13 protein-coding genes are annotated in these 18680 nt (G+C 66.4%); 7 read left to right on the forward strand and 6 right to left on the reverse strand.

Annotated features, from left to right (window positions below; translation table 11 throughout):
* Positions 1-4 precede the first annotated feature (4 nt).
* The 6 genes from AB7F11_RS18015 to dapC all read right to left on the reverse strand — a co-directional run bounded on the left by AB7F11_RS18015 (position 5) and on the right by dapC (position 7426).
* Positions 5-1951 carry an ABC-F family ATP-binding cassette domain-containing protein gene (locus AB7F11_RS18015; protein ID WP_428300292.1) on the reverse strand — a complete coding sequence of 649 codons (1947 nt, stop codon included), beginning with the start codon at positions 1949-1951 and terminating at the stop codon, positions 5-7.
* Complete coding sequence (gene prmB, locus AB7F11_RS18020; protein ID WP_428291611.1) at positions 1948-2853, reverse strand: 50S ribosomal protein L3 N(5)-glutamine methyltransferase; 906 nt, start codon at positions 2851-2853, stop codon at positions 1948-1950. Before prmB ends, AB7F11_RS18015 begins: the two co-directional genes overlap by 4 nt.
* 10 nt (positions 2854-2863) lie before the next feature.
* Positions 2864-4036, reverse strand: coding sequence for a succinyl-diaminopimelate desuccinylase (gene dapE, locus AB7F11_RS18025; RefSeq protein WP_428300291.1), 1173 nt, complete (start codon positions 4034-4036; stop codon positions 2864-2866).
* Positions 4037-4047: 11 nt separating this feature from the next.
* Positions 4048-5208 carry a PilT/PilU family type 4a pilus ATPase gene (locus tag AB7F11_RS18030; RefSeq protein ID WP_428291613.1) on the reverse strand — a complete coding sequence of 387 codons (1161 nt, stop codon included), beginning with the start codon at positions 5206-5208 and terminating at the stop codon, positions 4048-4050.
* A gap of 121 nt (positions 5209-5329) precedes the next feature.
* A complete protein-coding gene (dapD, locus tag AB7F11_RS18035) occupies positions 5330-6154 on the reverse strand; it encodes a 2,3,4,5-tetrahydropyridine-2,6-dicarboxylate N-succinyltransferase (protein WP_428291614.1) in 825 nt (274 codons plus the stop codon).
* A gap of 48 nt (positions 6155-6202) precedes the next feature.
* Entirely contained in the window at positions 6203-7426 is a 1224-nt protein-coding gene (gene dapC, locus AB7F11_RS18040) for a succinyldiaminopimelate transaminase (RefSeq protein ID WP_428300290.1), read from the reverse strand.
* A gap of 117 nt (positions 7427-7543) precedes the next feature.
* Between dapC and smc the strand changes: the two genes are divergently transcribed.
* The 7 genes from smc (at position 7544) to AB7F11_RS18075 (ending at position 18670) form a co-directional block, all read left to right on the forward strand.
* Entirely contained in the window at positions 7544-11062 is a 3519-nt protein-coding gene (gene smc / locus AB7F11_RS18045; protein WP_428291727.1) for a chromosome segregation protein SMC, read from the forward strand.
* 43 nt (positions 11063-11105) lie between these two features.
* Positions 11106-12239: a cell division protein ZipA C-terminal FtsZ-binding domain-containing protein gene (locus tag AB7F11_RS18050; RefSeq protein WP_428291728.1), complete on the forward strand. Its 1134-nt coding sequence runs from the start codon at positions 11106-11108 to the stop codon at positions 12237-12239.
* A complete protein-coding gene (gene ligA / locus AB7F11_RS18055; protein WP_428300289.1) occupies positions 12239-14317 on the forward strand; it encodes an NAD-dependent DNA ligase LigA in 2079 nt (692 codons plus the stop codon). The genes AB7F11_RS18050 and ligA overlap by 1 nt, the downstream gene beginning before the upstream one ends.
* Before the next feature lie 88 nt (positions 14318-14405).
* On the forward strand, positions 14406-15365 hold the full coding sequence (locus tag AB7F11_RS18060; RefSeq protein WP_428300288.1) for an ankyrin repeat domain-containing protein: 960 nt from the start codon (positions 14406-14408) through the stop codon (positions 15363-15365).
* A 99-nt stretch (positions 15366-15464) separates the two neighbouring features.
* A complete protein-coding gene (gene def / locus AB7F11_RS18065) occupies positions 15465-16004 on the forward strand; it encodes a peptide deformylase (RefSeq protein WP_428291773.1) in 540 nt (179 codons plus the stop codon).
* A gap of 111 nt (positions 16005-16115) precedes the next feature.
* Positions 16116-17546, forward strand: coding sequence for an efflux transporter outer membrane subunit (locus tag AB7F11_RS18070; RefSeq protein ID WP_428300287.1), 1431 nt, complete (start codon positions 16116-16118; stop codon positions 17544-17546).
* Complete coding sequence (locus tag AB7F11_RS18075; RefSeq protein ID WP_428300286.1) at positions 17543-18670, forward strand: efflux RND transporter periplasmic adaptor subunit; 1128 nt, start codon at positions 17543-17545, stop codon at positions 18668-18670. Before AB7F11_RS18070 ends, AB7F11_RS18075 begins: the two co-directional genes overlap by 4 nt.
* The last annotated feature ends 10 nt before the right edge of the window (positions 18671-18680 follow it).

Below are 18680 nucleotides of genomic sequence, written 5' to 3' on the forward strand. Positions count from 1 at the left end.
TACCTCAGGCACCCACGGCGTCGATGGCCTCGTGCAATTCCAGCCAACGTGCTTCCAGGGCTTCGTTCTCGTCATTCACGGCCTTCAGGCGCTTGCCGGCGTCGGCAATGTCGGTCGGGCTGAGCGGCTGGCTCATGGCCGCTTCCAGGCGTTCCTTTTCCTGCGCCAGTGCGGCCAGGCGTTTTTCGATTTGCTCCAGCTCTTTCCTGAGCGGCTTGGTCTTTTCGGCCAGTTGCTGGCGGCGCTGTTTCTGCTCGGCCTCGGGCGCCACCACGGGAGTGCGCTGCTGCTCGCGCTGTTCTTGCCGCTGGGACTCGCGCGACTGTTTGGCCATGTCGAGCAGGTAGCGCTGGTAGTCGTCGAGATCGCCGTCAAAGGGCTCAATGCCCCCTCGCGAGACCAGCCAGAATTCGTCGCACACGGCGCGCAGCAAGGCGCGGTCGTGGCTGACCAGCATCACGGTGCCTTCGAACTCGTTGAGTGCGACGGACAACGCTTCTCGGGTGGCCAGGTCGAGGTGGTTGGTGGGTTCGTCCAACAGCAGCAGGTTGGGGCGCTGCCAGACGATCATGCACAGCACCAGGCGGGCCTTCTCGCCGCCGCTCATGCTGCCCACGGTCTGCTTGACCTGGTCGCCGGTGAAGTTGAAATTGCCCAGGAAACTCCGCAGGTCTTGCTCGCGGGTGGGCTGGCCGCTCAGGCGGCCTTCGGCGGTGCATTCACGCACCAGCCGGATCATGTGCTCGAGCGGGGTGTCGGCCGGGCGCAGCACGTCGAGTTCCTGCTGCGCGAAATAGCCGATGTTCAGGCCCTTGCCTTCGGTGATCTGACCAGCCAGGGGCTGCAGGTCGCGAGCGATGGTCTTGACCACGGTCGATTTGCCCTGGCCGTTGGCGCCAAGGATGCCAATGCGCTGCCCGGCCAGCACCGAGCGGCTGATGTTGCGCACGATGACGGTGGGCTCACTGCCTTCGTCGGGCGGCGGGTAGCCAAAACTGGCGTCGGCCATGGCCAGCATGGGGTTGGGCAGGTTCTGCGGCTCGGCGAACTCGAAGGTGAATTCGGCGTCGGCCAGCACCGGCCCGATTTTTTCCATGCGCTCCAGTGCCTTCACGCGGCTTTGTGCCTGCTTGGCCTTGCTGGCCTTGGCCTTGAAGCGGTCGATGAACTTCTGCAGGTGCGCCATTTTGTCCTGCTGGCGCGCATAGGCGGATTGCTGCAGCGCCATTTGCTCGGCGCGCATGTCTTCGAAACGGCTGTAGTTGCCGCCATAGCGGGTAAGCTGCGCAGCGTGGATGTGGATGGTGACGTCGGTGACGGCGTCGAGAAACTCGCGGTCATGGCTGATCACGAGCATGGTGCCTTCATAGCGCTTGAGCCAGGCTTCAAGCCAGACGAGGGCGTCCAGGTCCAGGTGGTTGGTGGGTTCGTCGAGCAGCAGCAGGTCGCTTGGGCACATGAGGGCCCGAGCGAGCTGGAGGCGCATGCGCCAGCCTCCCGAGAAGCTGTCGACCGGGCGCTCGAGTTCGTCGGTGCGAAAACCCAGGCCGAGGATAAGGGCCTGCGCGCGTGCGGCGGCATCGTGTTCGCCCGCGTCGTGCAGCGCCATGTAGGCGTGGGCCATGCGCTCGCCGTCGCCGCTGTCCTCGGCCGCGCTCACTTCCTGGCGCGCCTGAAGCAAGGTCACGTCGCCTTCGATGACGAACTGGGTGGCGGGCATGTCGGTCTCGGGCATGTCCTGCGCCACCTGGGCCATGCGCCATTGCGCAGGCACGTAGAAGTCGCCCTTGTCTTCGTGCAGGGTGTGGTTGAGCAGGCCGAACAGGCTGGACTTGCCCGCGCCGTTGCGGCCGACCAGGCCGGCCTTCTCGCCGGGGTTGATGGTGCAGGAGGCGCCATCGAGCAGCACCTTCGCCCCGCGGCGAAGGACCAGATTTTTCAGGGTGATCATGGGGAGGGCGTCTGCGAGAGGGGCAGCGCCAGGAGCGATTCGTGGGTGAGCAGAAGGACCTGGTCGTCGCCGGCGCTGGTGGCCAGCCAGAGTGCTTCCAGGTCGGGAAAGGCGGCCTCGAAATGCTCGCGCTCGTTGCCGATCTCGAGCACGAGCACGCCGTGGGGTTTGAGGTGTGTCGGCGCGTCGCGCAACAAGGCCCGCACGAAATCCATTCCGTCCGTGCCGCCCGCGACGTTGCCGTCCAGCGCCAGGCCTGGCTCGGCCCGGTACTCGGGCGGCAGGGTGGCCATGCTCTGGGCGTTCACGTAAGGCGGATTGCACAGAATCAGGTCCCAGGGACCGGGGCAGGCGGCCAGGCCGTTGGACGCCACCAGTCGTATGCGATCCTGCAGTCCGTGGCGCTCCACGTTGATGCGCGCCACGGCCAGGGCATCGGTGGAAATGTCGGCGCCGGTGACATGCACGTCTGGATAGGCCATGGCCGCCAACACGGCGAGGCTGCCGTTGCCCGTGCACAGGTCCAGCACCTCACGGCTGTCTTCGTCCAGCCAGGGGTCGATCGAGCCTTCGGCCAGCAGTTCGGCGATGAAGCTGCGCGGCACGATGGCACGGCGGTCCACATAGAAAGAGACGCCCTGCAGCCAGGCCTCGTGGGTGAGGTAGGCGGCGGGTTCGCGCGTGTCGATGCGGCGCTGAATGAGTGCATCCACCGCAGCCTGTTCTTCGGCGGTGACGAGGCGGCGGGCGAGCACATCGACATCACTGTCCAGCGGCAGGCGCAGTTGCCACAGCACCAGCCACACCGCCTCGTCGCGGGCGTTGGTGGTGCCATGCCCATAGGCCAGCTTTGCCGCTTCGAGGCGGTGAAACGACTGCGCAATGACTTCAGCGAGGTTCACGGCCGCGGCCTCATGCGCTGGCGCCGGCCTGGAGTGCCAGGTGCTCCAGGGTTCGCCGGTAGACGTTTTTCACCGGCTCGATGTCTGCCAGTGCCACATGTTCGTCGATCTTGTGGATGGTGGCGTTGGGTGGGCCGAACTCGATGACCTGCTCGCAGACTTGCGCGATAAAGCGCCCATCGCTCGTGCCGCCGGTGGTGGAGAGCGTGGTCTGTATACCGAGTTCGTCCAGGATGGCCTGGCGTACCGCGTCCACCAGCGTACCGGGCGGGGTGAGAAAGGGTCGTCCGCCCACCGTCCAGGCGATGTCATAGCCGGCCCCCTCGACCAGGCCGTGACGCTCGAGGATGTCGCGCACGCGCTGTTGCAGGCTCTCGGGCGTGGACTCGGTGGAGAAGCGGAAATTGAAGTCGATCTCCACGTTGCCGGGGATCACGTTGCTCGCGCCGGTGCCGCCGTGGATGTTGCTGATCTGCCAGCTGGTGGGCGGGAAAAAGGCATTGCCCTCGTCCCAGGTGGTGGCCACGAGTTCGGCCAGCGCCGGAGCCGCCAGGTGGATCGGATTCTTCGCCAGGTGCGGGTAGGCGATATGGCCCTGCACGCCCTTGACGGTAAGCCTGCCGCTCATCGTGCCGCGCCGACCATTCTTGATCATGTCGCCGGTGCGCTCGACCGACGTGGGCTCGCCGACGATGCACCAGTCCAGCCGCTCGCCGCGCTGCTGGAGCGTGTTGCAAACGATCACCGTGCCGTCCACCGCGGGGCCTTCTTCGTCGCTGGTGAGCAGAAAGGCGATGTCAATGGCGGGCTCCGGGTGCGCGGCCAGGAACTCCTCGCAGGCCACGACCATGGCCGCGAGCGAGGTTTTCATGTCGCTTGAGCCACGGCCGTAAAGCTTGCCATTGCGTTGGCTGGGTACGAAGGGGTCACTGGTCCAGGCTTGAAGCGGGCCGGTGGGCACCACGTCGGTGTGGCCGGCGAACACGAGCGTGGGGCGCTGGCCGGTGCCGCGGCGGGCCCACAGATTGGTGACGCGAAACGCCGCCGGACCGCTCTCCAGCGTCTCGCAGTCAAAGCCCAGCAGGGCCAGTCGAGCGGCGATCAGCGCCTGGCAGCCTTCGTCGCTGGGGGTGACGGAGGCGCGCGCGATCAGTTGCTCGGTGAGTCTCAGGGTGGCGGACATGGAGGATGGAGTCAGAACTTCACGTCCAGCGTGAACTCGGTAAAGGTCGCCGCGTCGGCGTTCTCTTCCTCGCCAGGCGTGGCCGCATCGGCTGCTTTGCTGGAGTTGAAGTCGTTTTGCAGGCGCCAGAGCAGGTTGTTGGGAGAGTCGGCGTGGGCCAGGCCTTCGTTGCGGGACACCAGGCCATCGCCAATGAGGCGTGAGAGATCCTGTTCGAAGGTTTGCGAGCCCTCGGCCAGCGATTTCTCCATGGCCTCGCGCACGCCGGAAAAGTCCGCCTTCTGGATCAGGTCGGCGATCAGCGAGGTGTTGAGCATCACTTCCATGGCGGGCACGCGGCCGCCGGTGTGGGTGCGCAGCAGGCGTTGCGAGACGATGGCGCGCAGCGCGGCGGCCAGGTCGCCCAGCATGGTGGGGCGCACTTCCACCGGGTAGAAGCTCAGGATTCGGTTGAGCGCCTGGTAGCTGTTGTTGGCGTGCAGCGTGGCCAGGCACAGGTGGCCCGACTGAGCGTAGGCTATGGCCGCCGACATGGTTTCGCGGTCGCGGATCTCGCCAATCAGGATCACGTCTGGCGCCTGCCGCAGTGCATTCTTCAGCGCGATCTGCAGCGAAGCGGTGTCGGGCCCGATCTCACGCTGGTTCACCACCGATTTCTTGTTGCGGTAGACGTATTCGATCGGATCCTCGATGGTGAGCACGTGGCCGGTGGCGCGCTCGTTGCGATGGTCGATCATGGCCGCCAGCGTGGTGCTCTTGCCGGCACCGGTGGCGCCCACCATGAGCACCAGTCCACGCTTTTCCATCACCAGCTCGGCCAGCACGGGCGCCACGTTGAGCGAATCCAGCGCCGGAATGTCGCCAGGAACAAAGCGGATCACCACCGCGATGTGCCCGCGCTGGCGGAACGCGCTGATCCGGAAGTTGCCCAGGCCCTCCAGCGGCACTGCCATGTTGAGCTCGCCCGTCTCCTGCAACTCTTCCATGCGTGTGGCCGGCACGATCTCGGCAAGCAGGTTGCGCGGCGCCTCGGGCGGCAGCACCTGGCTGTTGATCGGAATGGTCTGCCCGTTGATCTTGATCATTGCCGGCGCGTGCGCCGTCAGGTACACGTCCGAGGCCTTCTTGTCGGCCATCAGGCGCAAGATGCGTTCCATCGTTCCGCTGCTCATGCTGATTCCTTCGGGTGAATGTGGTCAGTGAGGCAGGCCGCCGCGCCGGGCCGCCCCAAGCAAGGCCAGCCCCCTTGGGGGGCAGCGACCCGCGCAGCGGAGGAGCGTGGGGGCATCATGCTCAATCTCTGAGGAGGTCGTTCAGACTGGTTTTTGAACGTGTCTGCGCATCCACCCGCTTGACGATGATGGCTGCGTACAGGCTGTACTTGCCGCCATCCTTGGGCAGGCTGCCACTGATCACCACCGAGCCTGAAGGCACGCGGCCATAGCTCACTTCGCCCGTGGCGCGGTCATAGATGGGGGTGCTCTGGCCGATGTACACGCCCATGGAGATCACCGAATTTTCCTCGATGACCACACCTTCGACCACTTCGGAGCGTGCGCCGATGAAGCAGTTGTCTTCAATGATGGTGGGACCTGCCTGCAGCGGCTCGAGCACGCCGCCAATACCCACGCCGCCGGAGAGATGCACGTTTTTGCCGATCTGGGCGCAGGAGCCAACCGTGGCCCAGGTGTCGACCATGGTGTTCTCATCGACATAGGCGCCGATGTTCACGTAGCTGGGCATGAGGATTGCGCCCTTGGCGACGTAGCTGCCACGGCGTGCCACGGCTGGCGGCACCACGCGCACGCCCGTGGCCTTCATTTCCGCTTCGCTGAGGTGGGCGAATTTGGTCTTGACCTTGTCGAAGAAAGCGAGGTCGCCGCTGCGCATCACTTCGTTGTCCTTGAGGCGGAACGACAGCAGCACGGCTTTCTTGATCCACTGGTGCACCGTCCACTGGCCCACGCCTTGGCGCGTGGCCACGCGCAGTTTGCCGCTGTTGAGTTCGGAGATCACGTGTTCCACCGCTTCCAGCACCTCTTTGGGGGCGGCAGCAGGGGAGAGGTCGGCGCGGTTGTCCCAGGCGGTGTCGATGAGGGTTTGCAGTTGTTGGGTCATGGAACTCGGGGCAAGTGTGAGCAAAGGAAGAAACGGAAGACTCGCGCCTCAGGCGCGGCGCGAAACGAACTCGACGATGCGGTTGGCGGCTTCCAGGCACTCGGCGGGTTCGGCCACCAGCGCCATGCGAATCCGGCCGGTACCCGGGTTGACGCCGCCGATCTCGCGGGCCAGATAGCTGCCGGGCAAGACCGTCACATTGTATTGAGCCAGCAGCTCGCGGGCGAAGGCTTCATCGGCGCTCAGGCGCCGGCCAGCGTCGGCGAAGGCTGCAGGCACGCCCGCCCAGAGGTAGAACGCGGCATCGGGCAAGGCCACGTCGAGCACTTTTGCCAGCAAGGGCGTGACCTGTGCGAACTTTTCGCGGTACTGGCGGCGGTTGTCCACCACGTGGGCCTCGTCGTTCCAGGCCGCGATGCTGGCGGCCTGCACCGCCGGGCTCATGGCGCCGCCGTGGTAGGTGCGGTAGAGCAAAAACGCCTTGATGAGCGTGGCGTCTCCGGCCACGAAGCCGCTGCGCAGCCCTGGCACGTTGCTGCGCTTGGACAGGCTCGTGAAGCTGATGAGCCTCGGGAAGCCTTCGCGACCCAGGCGCTGGGCGGCTTCCAGTCCACCCAGCGGAGGCTCGTCGCGGAAGTAGATCTCGCTGTAGCACTCGTCGGAGGCGATCACGAAGCCATGGCGGTCGCTCAGCTCGAACAGGCGGCGCCATTCTTCCAGTGGCATCACGGCGCCGGTGGGGTTGCCGGGCGAGCACACGTAGAGCAGTTGCGTGCGGGCCCACACCGATTCGGGCACGCTGTCCCAGTCGGTGGCGAAATTGCGTGCCGGGTCGCTCGCCACGAAGTGGGGCTCGGCGCCGCCCAGCAGGGCTGCGCCTTCATAGATCTGATAGAACGGATTGGGCATCACCACCGTCGCGCCCTCGCGGGTGGGGTCTATCACGGTCTGCGCAAAGGCGAACAGGGCTTCGCGCGACCCGTTGATCGGCAGCACCTGGGTGGCCGGATCAAGCGCGATGCCGTAACGCCGCTGCACCCAGCCGGCGCAGGCCTGGCGCATGGCAGGTTCGCCGGCGGTGGCTGGGTAACCTGCCAGCCCGGTGGCCAGCGAGGCGGACAGCGCCTGCTTGAGAAATTCGGGGGTGGCGTGCCGGGGTTCGCCGATGCCCAGGCTGATCGGACGCAGTGCCGGGTTGGGGGTGATGTCCGAGAACAGCCGGCGCAGCCGTTCGAAGGGGTAGGGCTGCAGGCGCGCAAGCAATGGATTCATGGCTGGGGATTATCGGGGCTGGCGCCCACGGTATCATCGACCACCGCCGCAGCGTGCCCTTTGCGGTGAAATTGCCTTTGAATTCAAACACTTGGCCTTGACTAGGGATCCCGCAGCGTGCGCCTCAACTCGATCAAGCTCTCCGGCTTCAAGTCCTTCGCCGAACCTACCAATTTCATGCTGCCGGGCCAACTGGTGGGGGTGGTCGGCCCCAACGGCTGCGGCAAGTCCAACATCATGGACGCGGTGCGCTGGGTGCTGGGCGAGTCCAAGGCCTCGGAACTTCGCGGCGAGTCCATGCAGGACGTGATCTTCAACGGCACCAACACGCGCAAGCCTGCCAGCCGTTCCAGCGTGGAACTGGTGTTCGACAACAGCGATCACCGCGCCGGTGGGCAGTGGGGCCAGTTTGGTGAAATTGCAGTCAAGCGCGTCCTCACGCGCGACGGCACCAGCAGCTACTACATCAACAACCAGCCCGTGCGTCGCCGCGACGTGCAGGACGTGTTCCTCGGCACCGGCCTGGGTCCGCGCGCCTACGCCATCATTGGCCAGGGCACCATCAGCCGCATCATCGAGAGCAAGCCCGAAGAACTGCGCTTGTTCCTGGAAGAGGCGGCCGGGGTCTCCAAGTACAAGGAACGCCGCCGCGAGACCGCGCACCGGCTGGCCGACACGCGCGAGAACCTCACGCGGGTGGAAGACATCCTGCGCGAACTCAACGCCAATCTGGACAAGCTGGAAAAGCAGGCCGAGGTGGCCGCGCGCTACAACGCGCTTCAAGCCGGCGCCACGCTCAAGCAGCACCAGTTGTGGTTCCTGAAACGCAGCGAAGCCGAGTCCGATCAGGTCAGGGTGAAGAACGACGCCGCTCAGGCGGTGAACGACCTGGAGTCGCGCACCGCCGACCTGCGCCGCATCGAAGCCGAACTCGAAACCATCCGCCAGGCGCACTACGCCGCCGGCGACCAGGTCAACCAGGCGCAGGGCAAGCTGTACGAGGCGAGCGCCGAGGTGGGCAAGCTCGAGGCCGAAATCCGCTTCGTGGTGGAAGGTCGCCAACGCGTCGAACAACGCCTGTTGCAACTCAAGGAGCAGATGGGCTCGTGGGCCACGCGCAGCCAGGACGCGGCCGTGGAGCTGGAGCAGATCGCCGAGTCGCTCGTGCAGGCGGAAGACCAGTCGGTCGTGCTGGCCGCTCAGGGCGAGGAGCAATCGGTCGCGCTGCCCACGCTTGAAGACAGCCTGCGCCAGGCGCAGGCCCGCGCCAATGAGCAGCGCACCAGTGTGACGCAGGTGCAGCAGCAGATTCAGGTTCTGGCCGCCGAGCAGCGCAACGTGGAAGAGCAGAGCCGTGCGCTGAACCAGCGCCGCGAACGCCTGATGGCTGATCGCAACGCACTGGCTGCGCCGGACGAAGCGCGCCTGCTGAGTGCGCAAACCCAACTGGCCAGCGCACAGGAGACCGCCGAAGTGGCCGACGCCGTGCTGCACGAGCTGCAGGACAGCGTGCCGCAACTCGACGACGCTCGCCGTGCCGCGCAGCAGGCGGTGAACCAGGAATCCGCTCGCCAGGCCGATCTGTCGGCGCGCATGGAAGCGCTCAAGGCGCTGCAGGACAGGGTCAAGACCGATGGCAAGCTCGCACCCTGGCTGGCCAAACATGGGCTCGATGGCCTGCAAGGTCTGTGGAGCCGCATCCACATCGAGACGGGTTGGGAAAACGCCCTCGAAGCGGCTCTGCGCGAGCGCATGGGTGCGCTGGAGGTATCGCGCCTGGACATGGTGCGCGCCTTCGGCAACGACGCACCGCCGGCCAAGCTGGCCTTCTACAGCCCGCCCGCCGGTGCCGTCGCCTCCGCCAGCAGCGCCGGCCTCAAGCCCCTGGCGGCCTGGCTGCGCCTGAACGACGCGGCGCAACACGCACTGCTCGCGGAATGGCTGCACGGCTGCCTGACCGCTTCCAGCCTGGAAGAAGCACTCGCGCAGCGCGAACGGCTGCAACCCGGCGAAGTGATCTTCGTGGCCAGCGGCCATGCGGTCACCGCGCACAGCGTGAGCTTCTACGCACCCGACAGCGAGCAGGCCGGCCTGCTGGCGCGTGCCCAGGAAATCGAGAACATCGACAAGCAGCTCAAGGCCCAGGTGCTGATTGCCGAACAGGCGCGCGCCGCGCTGATTCGGGCCGAGGCCGCTTACACCGACGCTTCCCAGCGACTGGTGAGCGCGCGCCGTGAAGCCGCCGAAACGCGCGGCCGTGCGCACGAGCTGCAGGTGGAGGCGCTGCGCCTGACCCAGCTGGCCGAACAGACCCGTGCGCGCAGCGAGCAGATCGCCAGCGACCTGGCGGAGGTGGACGCGCAACTGGAAGAGCTCCAGGAACGCCGCGTGACGGCCGAAGCGCGGTTTGAAGAACTCGACATGCAACTGGCCGACAGCCAGGAGCGCCACGCCCAGCTCGATGACCACGTGATCGAAGCCGAGCGGGCATTGAACCAGGCACGCGAACAGCAACGCGCACTGGAACGCCACGCTCAGGAAGCCACCTTTGCATTGCGCAGCCTGCAGGCACGCCAGGGCGAACTGCAACGCGCGATGGAGACCGCCGCCACGCAGGAACAATCGCTCGCCGAGGAGCAGCAGCGCGCCAGTGACGAGCTCGCCCGCCTGACCGATGCCGCCGCCCAGGCTGGCCTGCAGGACGCGTTGGCGATGAAGCTCGAACGGGAGCAGGCGCTGGGGGCGTTGCGCAGCCAATACGACGACCTCACCGCCAAGCTTCGCGCCAGCGACGAACGTCGCCTGCAGCTGGAACGTGAGCTGGAGCCCTTGCGCAGCCGCATCACCGATTTCCAGCTCAAGGAACAGGCCGCGCGCCTGGGAGTGGAGCAATACAGCCAACAGCTCGAAGAAGCGCAGGCCGATCTGGCCGCCGTGGCGCAGAGCATCACTGAAGGCAACGTGCGCCTGTCGGGCCTTCAGAGCGAGATCGACCGCCTGCACCGCGAGATTCAGGCGCTCGGCGCGGTGAACCTGGCCGCACTGGATGAACTCACCGCCGCGCGCGAACGCAAGACCTTCCTGGACGCGCAGTCGGCCGATCTGGTGGAAGCCATGAACACGCTGGAAGATGCGATCAAGAAGATCGACAACGAGACGCGTGACCTGCTGGGCAGCACGTTTGAAACCGTCAACACCCACTTCGGCAAGATGTTCCCTGAGCTGTTCGGCGGCGGCAATGCCAGGCTGGTGATGACGGGCGAGGAAATCCTGGACGCCGGCGTGCAGGTGATGGCACAGCCACCGGGCAAGAAAAACCAGACCATCCACCTGCTTTCAGGTGGCGAGAAGGCGCTGACCGCGATCGCTCTGGTGTTCGCCATCTTCCAGCTCAACCCGGCACCGTTCTGCCTGCTTGACGAGGTGGACGCGCCGCTGGACGACGCCAACACCGAACGCTACGCCAGGCTGGTGACGGCCATGGCGAAGGAAACGCAGTTCCTCTTCATCAGCCACAACAAGATCGCCATGGAAATGGCCGAGCAGCTGATTGGCGTCACCATGCAGGAGCAGGGCGTCTCGCGCATCGTCGCAGTGGACATGGAGTCTGCAGCCGGCATGCTCGAACCCACCTGAAGCCTCCCCCGAATCCACCGAACCACGAGCGGGACCCCACACCATGAGCACGCTGCAAATTGGCCTGGCCATCATCGGAGGACTCGTTCTGGCCGGCGTGGTGGCCTACAACGCGTGGGTGACGGGCAGAAGCGTGCCGCGCACCGCGCGCGAGCGCGGCGCGCACAACGCCGACGAAGCGGCAGGCGACGAAACGCTGCCTTATTCGCCCGCCGATCTCTCTGAGAACGAAATCCAGCGCATCGACCCGGTGCTGGGCGAGATGCCCGGGGCGCCACCGCCGCCCGCGCCTGCGGTGGTGGCCGCGGCCATCGCCTCGGTAAGCGTGAACCCGCTGATGGCGCAGCCCGAAAAGAAGCCCGGTCTGGACGCGCTGATCGACGTCATTGCGCCACTGCAGCTGGAGCATGAGGTCTCGGGTGACGCGGTGCTGGCCGCCTTGCCCGGCACGCGCCGCGTGGGCAGCAAGCCGTTTGCCGTGGAAGGCCTTTGCGAGGCGAGCGGCGAATGGGAAAGCCCGCGCCTGGGCCAGCGCTACCGCAGCCTGCAGGCTGGCGTGCAGCTCGCCAACCGATCCGGCCCGCTCAACGACATCGAGTTCTCCGAGTTCGTGGTCAAGGCGCAGGCCTTTGCCGATCTCCTGGCGGCCGCGCCCGATTTCCCCGACATGCGCGCCGAGGTGGCCCGTGCGCGTGAACTCGATGCATTTGCCAGCGGGCACGATGCCCAGCTGGGCTTCACCTTGCGGGCACGGCGCACCGCATGGAGCCCGGGATACGTGGCCCAACATGCGTCGCGCCTCGGTTTCATTGCTGGCGCGCTGCCCGGGCGCATGGTGCTGCCCGGCAGCCAGAGCGGGCACGCCGCCATCCTGAGCCTGGTCTTCGACCCGCAGGCTGCCATGGCCGAAGATCCCGAGCAGACTGCGCTGCGGGAAATCGCGTTGTCGCTCGAGGTGACCCACGTGCCGCGCAGCGAACAACCCTTTGTGCGCATGCGCCAGGCGGCCATGTCGCTGGCCGAGGCCATGGACGGCGTGGTCACCGACGACGCCGGGCAGCCACTCTCCACCGACACCATGGACCGCATCGGTGCCGACCTGGAAAGCCTGTACGACGCGCTGGACAGCCGGGACCTGTCTGCCGGCTCCGCCCAGGCTCGCCGACTTTTCTCCTGATGACCGACGATCTTTTTGCCAAGCCGTCAGCGCCGGCCGAGCGCGCTGCCGCATTGCGCGAGCAACTCCACCACCACGCCCACCGCTACTACACCCTCGACGAGCCGGAGATTCCGGACGCGGAATACGACCGCCTGTTCCGGGAACTGCAGGCCATCGAGGCCGAACACCCCGAATTGCTCACGCCGGATTCTCCGACCCAGCGCGTGGGTGGAGACATCCTCAAGGAACTGGCTGCCGTGCGCCATGCCTTGCCCATGCTCAGCATTCGCACGGAGACCGACACCGAGGCCACGGGCGCGGTGGCGTTCGACGCACGCGTGCGGCGCGAGCTCAAGCTCAGCGAGAGCGACCCACCGGTGGACTACCTGGCCGAACTCAAGTTCGACGGCCTGGCCATGAGCCTGCGCTACGAGCTGGGCGTGCTGGTGCGCGCGGCAACGCGCGGCGACGGAGAGACCGGCGAGGACGTGACCCACAACGTGCGCACGATCCGCCAGATTCCCTTGCGGCTGCCTGCCGGGGTGCCCGAGGTGCTGGAAGTTCGCGGTGAGGTCTACATGCGGCGCGACCAGTTCGACGCGCTCAACGAACGCCAGCGCAAGAAGATCGCGGGCGGCGCCAAGGGTGAGAAGACCTTTGTGAATCCGCGCAATGCGGCAGCCGGTGCCGTGCGCCAGCTCGACTCGAAGATCACCCGCGAGCGCCCCCTGAGTTTCTTTGCCTATTCCTGGGGTGAGGTGCAAGGCGATGGGCAGCCACCGGCCACACAGTTCGACTGGCTGATGCGCCTGAAGGCCTGGGGTTTTCCGGTCGCAGACCAGACCACGCGTTGCCGGGGCGCCGATGAGCTCGTGGCCTTCCACCGCCGCATTGGCGAACTGCGGGACACACTGCCCTTCGACATCGACGGTGTGGTCTACAAGGTCGACGCGCTGGATCTGCAGAGGCAGCTCGGGTTTGTCACCCGCGAGCCGCGCTGGGCGGTGGCACACAAGTACCCAGCGCAGGAACAGCTCACCACTGTGCTGGCCATCGACGTGCAGGTGGGCCGCACGGGCAAACTCACCCCGGTGGCCAAGCTCGCGCCGGTGTTCGTGGGCGGCGTGACGGTGACCAACGCCACCTTGCACAACGAGCTGGAAGCCCGTCGCAAGGATGTGCGGGTGGGCGACACGGTGATCGTGCGCCGCGCAGGTGACGTGATTCCTGAGGTGGTCTCGGTGCTGGTCGACAAGCGGGTTGGAAATCCGTCTCCTTTCACCATGCCCTCGCAGTGCCCCGTGTGCGGCAGCGACGCGGTGCGGGAAGAGGGCGAAGCGGATCACCGCTGCACCGGGGGCCTGTTCTGCGGCGCGCAGCGCAAGGAGGCCATCTTGCACTTCGCGCATCGCCGCGCGGTGGAAGTTGAAGGCCTGGGCGAAAAGCTGGTCGAACAGCTGGTGGACACGGGGGTGGTCAGGACCCTGCCCGACCTCTACCGCCTGGGCCTCACTTCGCTGCTGGCGCTGGAACGCATGGCGGAGAAGTCGGCGCAGAACATCCTGGCCGCTCTGGAGAAATCCAAGCGCACCACGCTGCCGCGTTTCCTTTTCGGTCTGGGCATCCGCCACGTTGGCGAGGCCACGGCCAAGGAGCTGGCACGCCATTTCGGCCAGCTCGATCGCATCATGGACGCGAGCGTGGAAGCCCTGTCGGAAGTGAGCGACGTGGGTCCGGTGGTGGCACAGAGCATCCGCACCTTCTTCGAGCAGCCTCACAACCGCGAGGTGGTGGAGCAACTGCGTGCTTGCGGCTTCACGTGGGAAGAGGGCGAGCCGGCGGAACGTGTGCCACAGCCGCTGGCGGGCAAGACTTTCGTGCTCACCGGCACCTTTCCCACCCTGAGCCGCGATCAGGCCAAGGACCTGCTGGAAGCCGCTGGCGCCAAGGTGGCTGGTTCGGTGAGCAAGAAGACCGACTACGTGGTGGCCGGTGCCGAGGCTGGGAGCAAGCTGGAGAAGGCGCAGGCGCTGGGCGTGGCGGTGATCGACGAGGCTTCGATGCAGGTCATGCTCAAACCTGCCTCAGACACCTGAATCGCGGGGACTTGCCCCGCATCAACTTTTCGAAGCCGGCTCAACCGGGCTTCATGGCACAACACAGAAACCGGAGTAGACAGGTAGCGTGGAAGAAGAACTGAATGCACTGAATTTGGCGATCGTCCAGCAGCGTGAAGAAGACGCCCTTGGGCACATCGAGGCGGCGCTCGCGAAAGGCGTCGATTCCGAAGGACCACTCTGGACCTGGGCCCCACTTCACAGCGCGATCGAACATGGCCAATGGCGGGTGGTTCAGGCCCTGTGTGACCAGGGTGGTGCGAACGTGCGCGAAAACCTGGATCTGGATCTGGACATTGCCGCGTGGACGCCGCTCTATCATGCGGCTGCAACTGGCCAGGCAAAGGCGGTGGAAATACTGCTGCGGGCAGGCGCGGAAGTGGATGTGCAAGATCCCAATGGGCGCAACCCGCTTCACCATGCGGCCCAGGGTGGCCATGCGGATGCAATCCGCGAGCTGCTGAGGGGTCGCGTGAAAGTGGACGTACAGGATCCCAATGGGCAGACCCCACTTCACCATGCGGCCAAAGGCGGCCATCAGGGCGCGATTCAGGCACTGCTGGAGGGCCGTGCGACAGTGGACGTGCCAGATTCAGACGGGCGAACCCCGCTTCACCATGCGGCCCGGGGTGGCCATGTGGGGGCGGTCCAGGCGCTGCTGAGGGGCCGTGCGAAAGTGAATGCGCAAGATTCAGATGGGCGTACCCCGCTTCACCATGCGGACCGGGGTGGGCATGCAGCAGCGTCCATTGAGCTTCGCAACAGTGGTGCGAACATGACGGTGTTTTCGCCTGATTTTCATGCCAGATACCCGTCATTTTTCCGCGCTCAGGTTTCGCAACCGATCCCTGTTCAGTCGGCGGACCCCGAACATGCGAATGCGGCAGAAGCCGTTACTCCGGGCATCGTGAGTCCACCGCAGCCTCAGTACCAAGTGTTGCTCGACGCCTGCACTGCAAGAGATGCACGCCAGTCTTCCGCAGGCGCAGCACCGCGACGCCATGAGAAGGGCGGTCTCTCCCAGTGAAGGACAGGGCCGCAAACGTGGGGAACGTTGCGAGCACCCGTGTACCACCACCGCCATGAACCGGAGACCCGCTCCACCCGTCGCCAGCCATCCAACCCCATGACCATCCACACCATCCTGAAAATGGGCGACCCGCGCCTGCTGCGCATGGCTCAGCCAGTCACGAGCTTCGACACGCCCGAGTTGCACCGGCTTGTGGCCGATCTGCAGGAGACCATGGCGGCTGCCAATGGCGCCGGCCTGGCGGCGCCGCAGATCGGCGTCGATCTGCAGGTGGTGATCTTCGGCAGCGGGTTGCCGAATCCACGCTACCCCAACGCGCCGGTGGTGCCGCGAACCGTGCTGGTCAATCCGGTCATCACCCCGCTGGGCGATGAGGAGGAAGAGGACTGGGAGGGTTGCCTCTCTGTGCCCGGCCTGCGCGGCGTGGTGCCGCGCTGGCGCCGCATCCGCTACCAGGGAGTCGATGAGCGTGGTCAGACCATCGACCGCGAGGCCGAGGGGTTCCATGCCCGCGTGGTGCAGCACGAGTGCGACCACCTCTGGGGCAAGCTCTACCCCATGCGGGTGCGCGATTTCACCCGGTTCGGTTTTACTGAGGTGCTGTTTCCCGGGCTGGAATCGCCAGACGACGACTGAGCAGGCGCTTGCTGGCGCCTTCGTTACAAAACGAGGCGCCTTTGAAATATTCGCGGGCTGAAATCGAATAGAGTCAAGCCCGATCGAAAACGCAACAGGGATTCACCTTTCATGAAGCGCAAGCTTGTCGTGCTTGCGGGTGTTGCCATTCTCAGCGCCTGCAGCCTCACCAAGCCCCCGGTCGACTCAGCCGTTCCGATGCCCCCGTCCTGGTATGCACCGCCCCTGGCACACCAGGGCAGTGTCGAGCGTCTGGATGCCTGGTGGAGCCGGTTCGACGACCCGGTGCTGGCCGACTGGATCGCCCGCGCCCAGGCACAGAGCCCGACCGTGGCGCAAGCGCGTGCGCAGGTGATTGCCGCCCGCGCAGCCCGGCTTGGCGTGGAGGCAGAAACCGGGCCGCAGGTGGCCCTGGTGGCCAACGCCAGCCGAGGCATCACCGACCCCACCATTCCCCTGGGCACCTCGTTGAACGCGGGCCTGCAGGCGTCCTGGGCCATCGGCCTGTGGGGCGAGACCGAGTCGCGCCGCAGCGGCGCGCAGGCGCGGCAGGACGCCTCTGGTGCCGGCTGGCACGAAGCCCGTGTGCTGGTGGCGGCCGAACTGGCGGAGTTGTACTTCGCGCAACGCCTGTGCCGCGAGCAACTAGGCGTGGCCACGCGGGACCGCGACTCGCGTGCCGTGACCGCCGAGAACAACGCCGTTTCCGAGCGCGCCGGGCTCACCGCACCGGCGGTGGCCGCGCTGGCTCGCGCCAGTGGCGCCGAAGGTGCGGCGCGGGAGCGGGCGCAGGCCGAACTGTGCGAGCGGCAGGTCAAGTCTCTGGTGGCGCTGACGGGCCTAACCGAACCCGAACTGCGCCAGCAACTCTCGCTCGCTCCGGCGTTGCCCGCCTTGCTGGGTTCGGGTCGGCTCGACGCCATGCTCTCGGTGAACGCCGTGCCGGCCGAGGTGCTGCGCCAGCGGCCCGATGTGTACCGCGCCCAACGCGAACTGGCGGCCGCCAGCGAGGACGTGGGCGTGGCACAGGCTGCGCTGTATCCAGGTCTTTCGCTCTCGGGCAGCCTGCTGCGCAACCGTTTCTCCGGCGGCGGCACGCAGGCCACGTTCAACACCTGGTCCATCGGCCCCATCACGCTGAGCCTGCCGTTGCTGGGCCGTGAGGCGCTGCGCGCCAACACCGACAGCGCCCAGGCTCGCTACGAGGCGGCTGCGCTGGCCTATGCGGGCACGTTGCGCCAGGCCGTGGCTGAGGTGGAGCAGTCGCTGGTGTTGCTCTCCAGCCTGCACGAGCGCGTGGCCTCCACCGACATCGCCGTGGCAGGCTACGGCCAGTCGTTCCGGGCCACCGAAGCGCGCTACCGCGTGGGCCTGGCCAGCCTCAACGAGCTGGAGGAAGCGCGGCGTCTCAAGCTGGCTGCCGACAGCAGCGCCATCGCGCTCCAGCAGGAACGCATCAACGCCTGGATTCGGCTCTACGTCGCCCTGGGCGGCGGATTCGACCCCGTGAACAACGCCAACGTCTTGAAGAAACCATCATGAACGTGACCACTCCGCAAACGCCCCGGCGCACGCGCTGGATCTGGCTGGCCATCGGCCTGGCCCTGGTTCTCGTCGCGGTGTTCTGGATGTTTTTGAAGCAGCCATCCGAAGCGAGCCCTGTTGCCGAAGTTGCGCCGGCCGAAGCCAGGCCATCGCTCACGGTCACGGTGCACAAACCCACGCGGGCCAGCCTGCCCATCAGCCTGCAGGCCAACGGCGATATCACTGCCTGGCAGGAAGCCAGCGTGGGCGCCGAGGTGAACGGCCTGCGGCTCGCATCGGTCAACGTGAACGTGGGCGACGTCGTGCGCAAGGGCCAGGTGCTGGCGGTGTTCGCCAGCGAAACCACGCGGGCCGACAGCCTGCAGAGCAAGGCCAGCGTGATGCAGGCCGAGGCCAGTTACGAAAACGCCAAGGCCGACGCCGACCGCGCACGCTCGATCCAGGACACCGGCGCGCTTTCGCGTTCCCAGGTGGCGCAGTACCTCACACAGGAAAAGGTGGCACGCGCTCAATGGGAGGCCGCCAAGGCCGCTCTTGAAGCCAACGAGGTGCGCCTGGGCAACACCAGGGTGCTGGCGCCGGACGACGGCATCATCTCGGCCCGTGCGGCCACCGTGGGTTCGGTGGTGGCGCCGGGCCAGGAACTGTTCCGGCTGGTGCGGCAGGGGCGCATGGAGTGGCGCGCCGAGGTCACGCCCAGCGAAGTTGGTCGCATCCGTGTGGGGCAGAGGGCGCTGGTGACGGCGGCCACCGGCCTGGAGATCAGCGGGCAGGTGAGGGCGATCGCACCGACCGCGAATGCGCAGACTCGCAACATTCTGGTGTTCGTCGATCTGCCGAAACACACCGATCTGAAGGGCGGCACCTTTGCCAAGGGACGCTTTGACCTCGGGCAGAGCGATGCGCTCACCGTGCCGAGCGAATCCCTGGTGGTGCGCGACGGCAACAACTACGTGTTCGTGATCGACGACAAGAACAAGGCCAGCCAGCGCAAGGTGCAGACCGGACGGCGGGTGGGTGAGCGCGTCGAAGTGCTCGAAGGCCTGAAGGAAGAAGAATCGGTCGCGGTGCAGGGCGCGGGTTTCCTGAACGAAGCCGATCTGGTCAAAGTGGTTCCGTGAGGGTCGCCGC

The sequence above is a fragment of the Hydrogenophaga sp. genome, assembly GCF_050250835.1.
In the GTDB taxonomy this organism is placed as follows: Bacteria; Pseudomonadota; Gammaproteobacteria; order Burkholderiales; family Burkholderiaceae_C; genus Hydrogenophaga.